9 protein-coding genes are annotated in these 15,153 nt (G+C 55.2%); all 9 read left to right on the top strand.

Annotation, left to right across the window (positions count from 1 at the left end; genetic code table 11):
• Window positions 1-149: 149 nt before the first annotated feature.
• Window positions 150-1,847 (top strand): RICIN domain-containing protein, encoded by a 1,698-nt coding sequence (locus tag FHS18_RS00355; RefSeq protein WP_183595801.1) that lies wholly within the window; start codon window positions 150-152, stop codon window positions 1,845-1,847.
• A gap of 225 nt (window positions 1,848-2,072) precedes the next feature.
• A complete protein-coding gene (locus tag FHS18_RS00350) occupies window positions 2,073-3,080 on the top strand; it encodes a glycoside hydrolase family 43 protein (protein WP_183595799.1) in 1,008 nt (335 codons plus the stop codon).
• A 319-nt stretch (window positions 3,081-3,399) separates the two neighbouring features.
• The gene (locus tag FHS18_RS00345) at window positions 3,400-4,938 is read left to right on the top strand and encodes an extracellular solute-binding protein (RefSeq protein ID WP_246427419.1); all 1,539 of its coding nucleotides are present in this window, start codon (window positions 3,400-3,402) and stop codon (window positions 4,936-4,938) included.
• Between the two features lie 55 nt (window positions 4,939-4,993).
• Window positions 4,994-6,742, top strand: a complete 1,749-nt coding sequence (locus tag FHS18_RS00340; protein ID WP_183595797.1) for a sensor histidine kinase — start codon at window positions 4,994-4,996, stop codon at window positions 6,740-6,742.
• On the top strand, window positions 6,735-8,369 hold the full coding sequence (locus FHS18_RS00335; RefSeq protein ID WP_183595795.1) for a response regulator transcription factor: 1,635 nt from the start codon (window positions 6,735-6,737) through the stop codon (window positions 8,367-8,369). Before FHS18_RS00340 ends, FHS18_RS00335 begins: the two co-directional genes overlap by 8 nt.
• 96 nt (window positions 8,370-8,465) lie before the next feature.
• Complete coding sequence (locus FHS18_RS00330; protein WP_183595793.1) at window positions 8,466-9,929, top strand: glycoside hydrolase family 43 protein; 1,464 nt, start codon at window positions 8,466-8,468, stop codon at window positions 9,927-9,929.
• Window positions 9,930-10,511: 582 nt separating this feature from the next.
• A complete protein-coding gene (locus tag FHS18_RS00325) occupies window positions 10,512-11,201 on the top strand; it encodes an ABC transporter ATP-binding protein (RefSeq protein ID WP_183597234.1) in 690 nt (229 codons plus the stop codon).
• 13 nt (window positions 11,202-11,214) lie between these two features.
• Window positions 11,215-12,219: an efflux RND transporter periplasmic adaptor subunit gene (locus tag FHS18_RS00320; protein WP_246427382.1), complete on the top strand. Its 1,005-nt coding sequence runs from the start codon at window positions 11,215-11,217 to the stop codon at window positions 12,217-12,219.
• 66 nt (window positions 12,220-12,285) lie between these two features.
• A complete protein-coding gene (locus FHS18_RS00315) occupies window positions 12,286-15,153 on the top strand; it encodes an ABC transporter permease (RefSeq protein ID WP_183595790.1) in 2,868 nt (955 codons plus the stop codon).

The raw sequence follows: 15,153 nt of genomic DNA, 5'->3' as shown, positions 1-15,153 counted from the left end.
ATCTGAATTTTAGCGGGTCATGGATACATAGTTCAACAGGTTGTTGACCGATCGGAACCGCGATAAAATTGACAATGTAAGCGTATTCATTACAGCTGGATGAATGTGCTTGCGCCTCTAATTTATTTGGCGAAGGAGATGGTGAATTAATGAAAAGGTTTGGCATTGCATTCAAACTACTGCTGCTCATGGCCATGATGACATCGGCCTTGTTAAGTGGCAACGATGCGGAGGCATGGACGGGCATGCCCATGTCCAAGCTGCACGTGAGCGGCAATCAGTTGGTGAACAGCAGCGGGCAGCCCGTGCTGCTAAGCGGTTGGCACCAGCCGACCGGCGCTTACTGGACGTATCAGAACAGCAGCTATTATCTGGATCGTAACGGCGGGAATCGGCACGCGGCGGTTCTGGAGTATTTGAAAGATATAACAGATACGTTCACGACCACGTCCGCGAAATACGGCAACACCCATGGCTGGTATATGAACCAGGTCCGGCTGTTCATCGATCGGGAAGACATGGGCGACGTCGCGGCGGGAACGTATAATTTCGCCGGCCTTCAAGCGGTCACGCAGAACGTCATCATCCCTTATATCGCCTATGCCAAGACGAAAGGTCTGTACGTTACGCTCGGACTTGATTTCACCTTGCAGAACAATCAGGCGACCACGCAAGCCAATCTGGACAAATTCAATCAGATCTGGGGTTATCTTGCCTCCCAGCCTGCGATCAAGAGCGCGGATAACGTCATGTTCGAGCTGGTTAATGAGCCGGTCTTGTCGTATGCGAACGGCGGGTGGGGCGGCAATCCGATCGAGTCCGATTTCGTCGCCCATTGGAATGCGCTTCGGGATTTCCAGAATTCCATGATCGCAACCATTCGCGGCAAAGGAGCCGACAACGTCATCTGGGCGTCGGGACTTGGCTGGGATCAATATTATCAGCTGTGCGCCTCCAATCCGCTTACGGACCCCTTGAACAATGTCGGCTACGCCGTTCACTGGTACCCGGGTTACGGCGCCAACGATAATTACTCGGTTCTGCAGCAGCAGTGGGACACCAACATTAAGCCGTGCGCGGACAGCTATCCCATCAATATTACGGAGACGACTTGGTTCAAGTGGAAGTCGGGCGATTCGGAGTATTGGACGCTCTTCGACGGGACGAACGCGGGTTTCGGCAAAAATACGAAAGCCATCTTCACGGCGGCGGGCAATGTCAGCGTGGCCGTCCACATGAACGGCTTCCTGCTGAACCCCGGAACGAGAAGCTCGTTCGCGGATCCGACAGCCGGCCTCATGTATGACGGCGATACGACGAGAGACGGCATGGCTCGCTTCATCTTCGAATGGTATTACGAACGCGCGCAGTTGAACCCTTGGAACGGAGTATGGAATGGTGTCACTTCCGGCGCAACCTATAAGATTATCAACCGAGCATCGGGCAAAGCCATTGATGTGCCGAGCGGCCAGAACACGAACGGCCTTCAGCTGCAGCAATGGACGGACAATAACGCGACTGCTCAGCGGTGGGTCGTGGATGATATGGGGACCTACAATAACTTTTATCGGCTGCGCAGCGTCAGTTCCTCGGACAACAAAGTGATGGATGTGCGTAACGGGACCAAGAACAACGGGGAAGCGATTCAACTTTGGTCCGATCTGAGCAATACGCCACAGAAGTTCAGATTGATCAAACTAAGCAACGGCTATTGGAGCATCCTTAATGTGAACAGCAATAAGGCGGTTGAGGTCGCCGGATCTTCCGCCGCAGACGGCGCGAAGCTGCAGCAGAATCTATATCGCGGCGATCTGAACCAGCAATGGCAATTGGTCAAGGTTGAATAGTATCTTTTCCCCCTGAACTGCAAGATGAGTCCGCTTCCGTTAGTTGGGAGCGGATTTTTCGATTCCGATTCGGTATTCGCTGCCAAGACCTTTAATTTGTGGGGTAATCATCTAAACTTTGACCCGTTGTTTCATGAGTAGGCTAACGATACACTGAACGTAAGTGGAACTTAACGGCGAATTTCCTGACGTATTCGCATGAAGAAGAATCTGGAGGAGATATCAATGACTCGCATACCGAAGCCTAATGAGCCGCTCATTACCCATCTATTCACGGCTGACCCTTCCGCTCACGTATTCGAAGGTAAAATCTATCTTTACCCATCGCACGATCTGGACCACGACGGACCGGACAACGACAATGGGGATCAGTATGCCATGGAGGATTATCATATCTTCTCCTTAGATAACTTTGAATCCCCCGTCGTCGATCATGGCGAGGTTCTGCATCTGAAGGATATCCCGTGGGCTTCCAAGCAGCTATGGGCTCCCGATGCCGCATACAAGAACGATACCTATTACTTGTTCTTCCCCGCTCGGGATCATGACGGGATCTTCCGTATTGGCGTCGCGACCAGCGCTTCGCCTGCGGGACCTTTCACGCCTGAGCCCGATTACATACCGGGCAGTTTCAGCATCGACCCTGCCGTATTCGTCGATGACGACGGAGAGGCCTATATGTACTTCGGCGGACTGTGGGGAGGCCAGTTGGAGAAGTGGCAGACGGGAAGCTTCGACCAGGAAGCGGAAGGTCCGGATTCCGGCGCGCCTGCGCTTGGTCCGCGCGTTGCCCGCTTAAGCGAGGATATGCTGTCCTTCCAAGACGAGCCCGCAGAGATCTCCATCCTAGACGAGCACGGCAATCCTATACTTGCCGGCGACGAGGATCGCCGTTATTTCGAAGGGCCATGGGTGCATCACTATAACGGATGGTACTATCTGTCTTATTCAACGGGAACCACGCACAAACTCGTCTATGCGGTGAGCCGCAACCCGCTTGGCCCGTACACGTTCAAAGGAACGATCCTCACGCCCGTCATCGGATGGACGACGCATCATTCCATCGTGGAGTTTCAGGGCAAATGGTATCTCTTCTATCACGACTGTTCCCTCTCCGAAGGCGTCAACCATAAGCGCTGCGTGAAGTATACGGAACTGCACTATGACGAGGACGGCACGATCCGCACGATCGATCCTTATGCAGCGTTGCATGAACCGAGTAAGCAGGGTTAATCCATAGCATCCCCCACGAGGAAGACTGCCGGGCATCGGCGGCCTTCCTCTTATTTATTCCTTCCGGGAAGGAGATCGGGAAGCGAAATCGTATTTAAATTAAGTAAAGAAATGGTAACGAAATAAAGAGATGTGTATTGTGAAGCCCGGCTATAGCTTACATAATGAGATCAGATAGCCTGCCGGATATCATTTCATCTGAAATGGGGTTAACCTGTTGCGGTATCCTGTCGTGAAGAAGGTCAAGCTCATGCTTGCTGCATTCCTGTCCATTCAACTTCTGTCCGCATGCGAGGATAACACTAACGAAGCGCCGGAGATGATGTATCAGGACAAGGGGCTTGACAAGTATGATCCGCCGATCGAGCTATCTTTCGTAAGAGAGGGCGATGATGACTTAATCAAAGCATTGCCGGGCGAAACGATCGCCGATAACAGATGGACCCGGCTCTATGAAGAGATACTCGGCATTAGAATCAAATACGATTGGATTGAGCAAGGCGACCTGTATCGGCAGAAGCTGGGCGTCGCGCTTGCTTCAGGCCATATTCCCGATGTCGTCAAGGTGAATGCCGAGCAGCTCAGATCCCTCAGCAATCAGGGCATGATTCAAGATTTGACGGACGTATACGATACGTATGCATCGCCGCTGACCAAGGAGATTCTGAGCCAGGAGGGGACGGGGCCCTTCGATTCGGCAACCATCGATGGCAAGCTCATGGCGATTCCGGATACGAACGCCTCCATTGAGGGGGCGAAGTACTTATGGATCCGCACGGATTGGATGGACCGGCTCGGATTGAAACCGCCCCGCACGATAAGCGACGTCTTGACGATTTCGAAAGCGTTTACAGAAAAGGACCCGGATATGAACGGGATAGATGATACCTTCGGGCTTGCGCTCACGCAGTATCTGTGGGATCCCGTCATGGGAATTGGCGGCTTCATGGCCGGCTATGATGCCTACCCGACGATGTGGATCAAGGATGACGCCGGCAAGATTGTATACGGGGGCATTCAACCTCAAGTGAAAGAAGTTTTGCAACAGCTTCAAGCGATGTACCGGGACGGCCAGATCGACAGCGACTTTGGATTTAAGGACGGCGTACAGGAAGCCAAATTGATTGCGGCAGGCAAAATCGGCATGTTCTATGGGGAGCAATGGGGATCGTTTCTTGCCCAATCCAGCCGCAACGACGGCTCGATAGCGGCAGAGTGGCAGGCATTCCCGATCGTCTCGCGATCAGGAGCGGCGCCCAAGGTTCCGCTTCCTTTCAGCACGTACCAGTATTACGCCGTGAAGAAAGGCTACGAGCATCCGGAAGCGGTCGTCAAGCTGTTCAATTTGCATCTGGAGAAGAATTGGGGAGAAACGGCCGAATACGAAACCTATTACAGCACCCCTCAGCCCGTCTGGAAGCTGTCCCCCGTTACGCCCTATCCGCTGATGAAGAACCTGGAGGCCTTCCGCCAACTCGAAGAGGCTCGGCTCACGGGGAATGCATCCGTACTGAAGGATGAAGCGAAAGCGATCAGCAAGAATATCGAAGTATATAAGGCGAAGGGACCGGATAGCGAGAGCGGATGGGGGTGGGAACGGACTTACGGTCCGATGGGAGCCTTCGCGGTTCTTGAACAATATATCAAGGATGGCCAGCTGCTATACGAGAGCTTCGTGGGCGCTCCGACGGCGACCATGATCGAGAAGAAAACGGTTCTGGATAATCTCCAGATCGAAGTCTTCACGAATATCATCCTAGGCCGGCCTATCCAGGAATTTGACCAGTTCGTAGAGGAGTGGCGCAAGCTGGGGGGAGACAAAATGACCGCAGAGGTCAATCAAGTCCGTTCACGATGATCCATACCTCGCAGGACGTATCATCCTAGCATCACGTAACAACGGAGGCGTTTACTTGCTCAGATTCCCTGTTAACTCGATACGTAATACGATATTCATCCGTTTGGTGCTCACGTATCTGGTCGTGATTCTGCCCATCATCATACTAGGCGTGTACTTATACAATTGGAGCTATAAGAATGCAAGCCAGGAAATTTCCCGCGCGACCTTAACGCAGCTGAACTATTATTTGGAGGACTTGGACCGGGAACTCGAATGGTTGGAGATCCAACAATTCGACTTGCTGCAGGACAATGATCTGAACAAGCTGGCCATTACCTGGGAAATGATGGACAGCATCGAAAGAACGTCGGGGATGAATTACCTGATGCACCGGCTGACCTCGATCAAGAATAGCAGCCCATACATCAAGGATGTGGTGATCCATCTGCGGACCCTCCGCAAGACCGTCTCGGCGGCCAAGGATGTGACCGCATTTGATGAGGCGAGCTTTGGGCACTTGCAAGGCTTCTTGACAAAAAAGGAAGGCCGATTGTTGGCCTGGAACGATACGCTTCACCTTAGCGCGGCCAAAAACAGCGGGAAGAGCGGGAAGGAACCGCTGTACATCGTCCAGATTGAACTCGATCCCGAGAAGCTGAAGGAATCGCTCCGCCAGCTGAATATGTATCCGGCGAGCGGGTCGTTCCTGGCGGTCGAATATGCGGGATTTACGCTCGCCAGCGACCGGCAGGCCAATGGCCTGATGCAGCAATATTTGCATGCAGCTGCGCGCAGCGCGGACGCTACCCAATTGTTGGATCTGGAAGGTGGAACCTATCATTTTAACAAAGCCTATTCCGATCAACTGGGGGTTTCCGTCGTTACCTTCCTGCCCGAGAAAACCGTCAGCAGGCCGCTGAGCAAATTCGAAATTTGGGCTTGGCTGTTCGCGATCATGTCCTTCGTCGCGATTATCATCTATTCGTATTCGACATACCGATTCGTGCATAAGCCGCTGCTGTTGCTCGTTCAAAGCTTCAGACGAATGGAAGGAGGTACGCTCGACATTCCGATCGAACACGAGCAAAAGGATGAATTCGGCTTCCTGTATCATCGCTTTAACCACATGCTGAAGAAGCTGCAGGCATTGATCGACCAAGACTTCAAGCAGAAGCTGATGATGCAAAAGGCGGAGTTGAAACAGCTTCAGTCGCAGATCAATCCGCACTTCCTGTACAACAGCTTCTTTATTCTCAATTCTTTGGCCAGAACGGGGGACACGGAGCGCATCGAGTTGTTCACGAATATGCTCGGCGAATACTTCCGCTTCATCACCAGGAATGGCGAGGATCACGTACCGTTATCCGAGGAGGTCAAGCATTCCCGGATGTATACCGATATTCAGACGCTCCGGTTCTCGAGGAGGATTAAGGTCCGATTCGACGAGCTGCCGGTCCCCATGGAGAAGATTCGGGTGCCGCGTCTGATTATCCAGCCGATTATCGAGAATGCCTACGAGCACAGCCTGGAGAAAATGGACGGCGAAGGCCTGCTCCGCGTAACCTTCGAGCTGGAGGAGGCGGAAGCGCGCATCATCGTCGAGAATAACGGAACCGATATCGGCGATGACCAGATTCTAGCTTTGAGCAAGCGGCTGGGCAGTACATCGGAATCGTACGAAATGACGGGGATGATGAATATTCACAGGCGCATCGCCCTGATCTATGGCGACGAAAGCGGCTTGCTGATCGATCGAAGCGAATTAGGCGGGTTAAAGGTCGTCATTCGAATGAAGCTCGAAGGAGGGGATGGGATTGCTTAGGTTGCTGATCGTCGACGATGAAGACATCATCACGGATGGATTATACGAAGTGTTCCACCAATGGATGCCGGACAACTTGGATGTCTGCAAAGCTTATTCGGGCAAAGAAGCGCTCCAGTGGCTGAGGCGCACCCGGATCGATATCGTGCTGACGGACATCAGCATGCCGGGCATGAGCGGCCTTGCGCTATCCGAAGAAATCCGGACGTACTGGCCAAGATGCAAGATCATCTTCCTTACGGGCTACAGCGAGTTCGACTATGCCTACCAAGCGATTCAGATGCATAGCGCACGGTATTTGCTCAAGACGGAAGGGTACGGCAAAGTGACGGAAGTCGTGAAGGAAGTCATTCAGGAGATTCAGCAAAGCGTAAGGATGAGCGAGCTGGTCGAGCAGTCGCTCGAGCAACGTTACGAGTTGGAGTATAAGGCGCAGGGCGACTATATCCGCCATCTGCTCCTGGAGAGCCACGTCCTTTGCAAGGATCAGGATGGCCTTGGCAAGGAATTCGATAAGCTGAATATCCATCTGGATCCGAAGCTTCCCGTCGTTCTCGTGAGCGGCCATCTGTCTTATCCGAATGGGATGGACTATTCCGAGCGGAGCAAGCTGTTAAGCGCGGTAAGAATGACTTGGAATTCTTATCTGTCGGAGCGAACCCGTCAGATCGGAATCGTCCACAAGCATGGCGAATTACTATGGCTGATCCAGCCCTCCGAGCAAGCGGAAGAAAAGTTCGACGGCCACTTTACCCGTTATCTGCAAGGTACGCTGGAGCTCATATCGGATACGTGCATCGAGTCGATGGATGTGGCGATAACGTTCACGATCAGCGCCGAGGCCTGTGAATGGGTGTCCATTACGAAGCAGTCCGAGCGGCTTCGCCAGCTGCAGCAGATGATGCTGGCGGATGGTCTGCCTCTGGTGATCACGGACCGGATGGAGCAGGATGACGCCTCGGGCTCAAAGGAAGAAGGCCAGTTCGTCCGGAAGGCGGAGATGTTGGCCGCGCATCTGGAAGCCGGCCGAAGAGAGCGATTCTATGAAAGCATGGGAGAAATAACGGGCTGCATGGTCCATTCCTGCGCGAACGTGCAGCGGAACACGGAAGCTTATTATACGATCGCGCTCGTGCTGCTATCGTCGATTAACAGCGGCGGTCTTCACCAGCAAATCGGCGATTACGGCAAACTGATGCGTCTGGATGAGCATCCGTCCTTAAAGGAGGGGATTCAATATCTGCATCAGATTGCGGATCGTATTCTAGACATCAAGCATACTGGCGAGATGGAGAAGGCCGCTTCGGTCATCGACCGAATATGCGAGTATATCGAAGCCCATTTGAGCGAGGACTTGTCCCTGGTGCGGCTGGCCGAGATTAATTACTTCAACCCTTCTTACCTGTCCCGGTTCTTCAAGCAGGAGAAGGGCGTCAATCTATCGGAATATATTGATCAGTGCCGGCTCCGCAAAGCCAAGGAGCTGCTGAAGGAGAGCGAACTGAAGGTGCGCGAAGTGTCCGCCTTCGTCGGCTATGAAGCCGCCCATTCCTTTACGCGGTTCTTCAAGAAGTCGACCGGAATGACGCCGCAGGAATACCGCGACGCGTGCGCGTCTTACGGTTAACCCGGAAGGGGAGCACGTCTCCCTAATTATTTAACCTAGTTTTCGGGTTGATATAGTAATAGTATTTGTTCGCTATCCATAAGGAGGAGATTATCGATGAGTCATGCCCATGTTACCCCATTCACGGAAGCGGTGGGTAAAATCCCGCCATCCGGCAACCCGTTGGTCGCCCATAAATTCGGTGCCGATCCGTATGCGCTTGTGTTCGGCGGCCGTGTCTATCTGTACATGACGAATGATGTGCTGGAATATGATGCCGAGGGCAAGGTGAAAGACAATACCTACGGTAACATCAACAAGATCGGCGTCATCTCGTCCGACGATCTCGTGAACTGGACCGATCATGGCAACATAGTTGCGGCAGGCCCGGAAGGAGCGGCAAGGTGGGCGACGCAATCGTGGGCGCCGGCAGCGGTGCATAAAGTGATGGACGGAAAAGATCGGTTTTTCCTCTATTTCGCTAACAATGCGAGCGGAATCGGGGTGCTCACGAGCGACAGCCCGACCGGCCCATGGGTGGACCCGATTGGCGAAGCGTTAATCCTGCGGTCGACGCCGGGCGTAGCGGATGTGACGTGGTTATTCGACCCGGCCGTATTGGTCGACGATGACGGCAAGGCCTATATTTATTTTGGCGGCGGCGTTCCGGAAGGCAAGGACGAGTGGCCTAATACGGCGCGCGTGATGCAGCTGGGAGACGATATGGTCAGCGTGGTTGGCGAGGCCGTCATGATCCCTGCCCTGTATATGTTCGAGGATGCGGGCATTAACAAATTCGAAGGCACCTATTACTATACGTACTGTTCGAACTTCTATAGAGGCGAGCGTTCGGAAGGAAGTCCGCCGGCGGGCGAAATCGCCTACATGACGAGCGATCATCCGATGGGGCCATGGACGTACAAAGGCCCGATTCTGAAGAATCCGGAGCATTTCTTCGGCATCGGCGGCAACAATCACCATGCGATCTTCTCGTTCGGCGATGCATGGTATATTGCCTACCATGCCCAGACGTTGGCCAAAGCGATCGGCGTGCCGAACGGCTACCGCTCCACGCATCTGAATCAGGTCGTCTTCCGGGACGGCGCGATTATGGAGATCCAAGCGGATTACAAGGGCGTCGGACAGGTGAAGGACTTCAATCCATACGTCCGCGCAGATGCTGCGACGATGGGATGGAGCGCGGGCGTGGCGACGGAAGCTGCGGCAAACGCCGGCGAGCCGTTGAATGCGGCGCTGGCCGTTACCGGTATCGACAACGGAGACTGGATCGCGTTGTCCCGCGTGAATTTCGGCGAGCGAGGCGCCTCCTCCTTCAAGGCCTCCTTCCTGAGCGGCGATACAGAAGGAGCAATCGAGCTCCGGCTGGATCAAGCGGATGGCGAACGAATCGGCACGCTCCGCATACCGCCAGCAGGGGAAGCGGCGCGGTCGGAAGCGGAGACGCAAGTGACAGGCGCCCAGGGCGTGCGCGATTTGTACCTGGTGTTCAAAGGCGAGCAAGGTGGGAAGCTGTTTCAGCTGCTCAACTGGCAGTTCAACGAATCGGAAAGCGAAGAGTAGGAATAGTTGAGCTCAAGGCCGCCGGCTGCATCGGCGGCCTTTCTTGTTGTTGAGGTAATGATGAATGAAAGTAGTTGTGGATAAAAGTAAAGCGTGTCCGCATGCGGACTTCAGCGAGGAATAGCTGGAAGTAAGCATACACGCACTACGAATACAGGTCTGCTCCCCAAGGCAAACCGTTGTGAACGAAGCTCGAACAGAGAGCTTTGTCCATACTGAGCGTATAGGTTTGCAAGTCTATAAGATTTGCAAACCTATACGCTGGGACAATAGCGGGCCAGCAACGAAAGGACACATCGAAGACGGCCGCGTAGAAGCCACGCTAATTTTGGGTGTGCAGAGGGCCATGGCCCTTGCATCCCCTCCGATGGAGGGGTGGGGGAGGCGACAAAAGACGGTTTCGAAGGGCGAAGCCCTTTTAGTTCTGCTCTTCCAATCGGTAATCGATCGGCTACGAAGTAAAGAAATGAACGTTGTTGCGCGCTTCATGGCTTACTTATAATGAAAGCGCAACCAAGGAAGAGGGGGATTGCAGTGACCGCTTTAGGGGAGAAGGAAAGAGAGGCTGCCGATGAGGCGTTTATGAAGGCGACAGGCATTAAGCGGGTGTTCGGTAAAGGGAATGCCGCCGTCACCGCGCTCGCAGATGTTCATCTAACGGTGCCCGCCGGATCGATGGTAGCGCTAAAGGGGAGATCCGGCTCGGGCAAGACGACGCTGCTCAATATTCTCAGCGCGCTCGACGAGCCGACGGAGGGGCATGTATTTCTCCGGGGCAGGGAGATAACCGGTCTGTCGAGCAGGGAGCGAAGCGCCTTGCGGCGCAAAGAGATCGGACTCGTGTTCCAGTCCTTCGGCCTCGTCCCGCTCATGTCCGCTTACGAGAATGTAGAATTCGGCTTGCGCGTCGCGGGCACGCCGACGAAAGGCAACCGCGAAGCAGCCGAACGGGCGCTATCCCGGGTCGGCATGAAGGAGCGGATGAAGCATCGGCCGATGGAATTGTCCGGCGGGGAACAGCAGCGGGTAGCCATTGCGCGTGCCATCGCGCATGAGCCCGGATTGTTGATCGCCGATGAACCGACAGCGGAGCTGGACACCAAGATGGGGCTTCAAGTGATGCGCGTATTCCGGGATCTGGTGAATCACTCCGGCATGACCATTATTTTAACGACACACGACCCCGGCATTATGGAGCTTGTCGATCACGTTATCGCATTGGAGGATGGACGAATTGTATCGCAGACAACGAATAACAAGCCGCTTATCTGACAGGACACCCCTATTGAGGCGAGCGTCAATGCTGCTGCTCATCGCGTTCGCGCTTTCCGGGTGCTCGCTGCTCCCTCGCGAGGATGCGGTGCTGCAGCCGCCGCTTGTGGAACCTGCCCAGGAGGAATTAGACGTGGTGGAGGTTGGGCGCGGCAGTATCCAGACGTTCTTGAAGGGCAATGCAACCTTTGAATCCTCGAACGTGAAGGCGCTCTCATTCAAAGACGGGGGACAGCTCAAATCGGTCAACGTCACGCTTGGCCAAACGGTGAAGGCCGGCGAATTGCTCGGCGAGCTGGAGACGGGTGACCTAGATCTTCAATTGGGGCTGCAGAGGCTCAGCTTGGAACGTGCGCAGCTGCTCTACAGCCAAGCGCGATTCGACGAAGCCGGCGCAACGGATCTGCGGCTCAAGGAAATCGATATGGAGCGGGAGAAAATGTCGCTCGAGGCGATGGAAAGCCGCTTATCGAAGGCGCAGCTGTATGCCCCGATCAGCGGTACCGTCATCTTCATCGAGCAGCTCAAAACAGGCGAACGCGTGAATGCTTATCAGCCGATCATTACGGTCGCGGATTCGAAGAGCATGCAGCTCACCTACACGGCGGCCAATGCGAAGGATGTGCTGGCGGTCGAAGCGGGCATGCCGGTCAGCCTGAAATACAAGGGCAAGGATTACGCAGGCAAGGTACTGCAGTCGCCCTCCGATGTGCCAGCCGGAGCCGATGCATCCAAGGCCGAGAAGAACGCCGTCACGATCATCATCGGGATGGACAATCCGCCGGCAGGGATTCAAATCGGCCATAGCGCCGAGATGACCATCGAGCTGCAGAAGAGGGAGAAGGCGATCGTGCTTCCGCGCTCAGCGCTCCGATCTTACATGGGCCGGTACTACGTACAGGTCGCGGAGGGCGAACTCCGCAAGGAGGTCGATGTCGAGATCGGCCTGACGACGCCGACCGAGGTGGAGGTCGTCAAAGGGCTTCAAGAAGGCGACAAGGTGATTCTGAATCATTAACAAGGAAGAACATGCAGGCTATACACAAGCCCGGATTGTGACCGGGCGCCAGAATGAGGTGCGAGTATGGCTTTATGGATAATGATCCTCCGCAAGATGGCCAAGAATAAATGGCTGCAGCTGAATTTGTGGTTCGGTTTAACGGTATGCGTGGCCTTGTTCAGCTCCATGCCGCTGTACTCGGAAGCCATCTTGCAGCGGACGCTGATCAAGGAGCTCGAGCTCGTGCAGAGTCAAAGCCGCACGTACCCGGGCTTCATCAGGATCAGCACGTCCGTTTCTTCGTCGACGATGGACGAGAAGACGACAGCGGCGATTGCGCGTGCGGACCGGTACGTGCAAGGCATTCCCGAGCGGATGGGCCTTGCGGCGCTGTCCTTTTATCAGCAGCGCTTCACGCAGCGGATGAAGGTGTATGGCGCGGATGCAAGCGTTCAGGAGAAGCAATCGCAGAAGACGGCCGGCGCCTTCAAGGCGCTGTCCGACGTAGAGAAGCGCGTCCGGCTAATCGATGGGCGGATGCCCAAAGTACGGCAGGACGGCATATTCGAAGCGCTGGTCACGCAGAAATTCCTCATCTCCGCCAAGCGGGACCTGACGGAGGAGCTGGTCGTGGAATCGCCGCAAGGGGAGCGGTTCCGCGTCATCCCCGTAGGCATCATCGATACCGATCCGGCCGCCGACCCTTATCTGCCTTTTCTGGCGACGGAGGTATCGGACGGGTTCATTATTCCGTTTGCGCAGTTCGAGAAGGAATTTACGCAAGGCGGCAAGGCGCGGGTCTCCGATCTGGAGTGGCGCTTGGCGCTGAATTACAATCAACTGACGGTCGATCATGTCGATTCGTACCTGGAAGCAAGCAAGGATATCAAACGTTATTTCCGCGGGCGCCTTGGCGTGGATGAAGTCAACATTCCGGCAAGCGATACCGTGGCTTCCTACGCGGGCAAGCAGCAGAAGCTGGACGTCATGATGCTGTCGCTCTATTCCCCCGTCATGCTGATGCTGGCCTTCTATCTGTACATGGCGGCCAATCTGGTCATCGACCGGCAGAAAACGGAGATCTCCGTGCTCCGCAGCCGTGGCGCAAGCAGGCTGCAGATTATGGCGTCGTTCACCGTGGAAAGTCTGCTGCTTGGCGGGAGCGCGCTGGCGGTCGGACCGTTCGCGGGCGTGTGGTTCACGAAGCTGCTCGGCGCCTCGAACGGCTTCCTGACCTTCGTGCAGCGCTCCGCGCTCGAGGTTACGCTGACCAGTACCGCCTATAAAGTGGCCGCACTCGCGGTAGCCGGTGCCATTCTGCTTATTCTCATTCCAGCCTTCATGGCGACGCGCGTAACGATCGTCGGCCATAAACAGCGGATGGCGAGACTGGCCGCAATGTCGATCTGGCATAAGACAGGCCTGGACCTCGTACTTGTCGGCCTTGCGGTCTATTTGCTGTACAACTTCAACAACAGGCAGGCGGATCTGAAGCGGCTCGCGCTCGAACAGGATGCGCTGCAGATCGATCCGCTCCTGTTCCTCATGCCGGCCTTGTTTGCGCTCGGGGGCGGGCTGCTCGTTCTTAGAATTTATCCATGGTGCATCCGGCTGATCTTTTGGGCTGGCCGCAGCTTGTGGCCGCCCGCGCTTTATAACACGCTGATCCAAATCAGCCGTTCATCCGGGCAATATCTCACGATCAAGGTGTTTCTCATCATGACCGTCTCGACCGGACTCTTCAGCGCCAATGCGGCCCGCACGATCAATGACAATATGGAGAGCAAGATCCAATATGATATCGGCGCCGATATCGCGCTGACGACGCGTTGGGAGAACGATGCGCCCGCTCCGGTCTACGCGGGCGGCGCGCAGCAGACGCAGACCGATCTCGGCCTTGCGGAGACGCGAAGGACGCAGTATACCGAACCGCCGTTCCAGCCGTTCCGGGAGCTGGAAGGCGTGGAATCGGCCGCAAGGGTATTCAAGAAGGACGCGCGGTTTACCGCGGGCAGCGAGAAGAATAGCGGCGGGGCAACGCTATTCGGCATCGATACGGCGGAATTCGGAAGGACGGCCTGGATGAAGAACGGCCTACTGGAATATCCCATCAACAGCTATCTGAATCTGATAGCGCCGAATCCGAAGGCGGTGCTCATCTCGCGTTCGCTCGCCGAGGAAGCGAAGGTTGCGCCGGGCGACCCGATCAGCCTCGCATGGGACGGTCTCGATGAGGCGCAATTCACGGTCTACGGCATTATCGATTACTGGCCGAGCTGGAATCCGCTACCTGCCAGGGGACAGGACGAAGCGGCCGAGTCCGCGAAGCCGCATTTGGTCGTCGGGCATCTGGATGCGATCCAGAATCGGCTTGCCGTCGAGCCGTATGAAGTCTGGCTGAAGGTGCAAGAAGGCGCATCCAGCCAGTTGATCTACGACCAGTTGGCGGATAACAAGCTGCGGGTAACCGGTCTCAGCGATGCACGGGCGGAATTGATTGCCTCCAAGAACGATCCGTTCCGGCTCGCGATCAACGGCGTCATGACGCTTGGCTTCGTCATCTCCATGTCGATCAGCTTCATGGGGTTCCTGCTCTTCTGGATCTTGAATCTATCGGGCAGAACGCTTCAATACGGGGTGCTGCGCGCCATGGGCATCCCGTTCCCGCAGATGATCGGCATGCTCCTCAGCGAGCAGCTGCTCACTTCCGGCGCTGCTGTCTTGACCGGGGTTATGATCGGGAACTTGACCAGCGAGCTGTTCGTCCCGCTGTTCGAATTGTCGTTCGCGACAACGGAGCAAGTGCCGCCGTTCACGATCGTCTACCATCTTGCCGATTACGTGCAGTTATACAGCATTGTCGGACTCACCTTGCTGATCGGCATGCTCATACTTGCCTACCGCTTATCGCAGATGCGAATTACGCAGGCATTGAAGCTGGGAGAGGAGTAG

Source organism: Paenibacillus phyllosphaerae (assembly GCF_014192105.1).
Taxonomy (GTDB): Bacteria; Bacillota; Bacilli; order Paenibacillales; family Paenibacillaceae; genus Paenibacillus_Z; species Paenibacillus_Z phyllosphaerae.
This window is presented reverse-complemented; position numbering and strand designations above follow the sequence as displayed.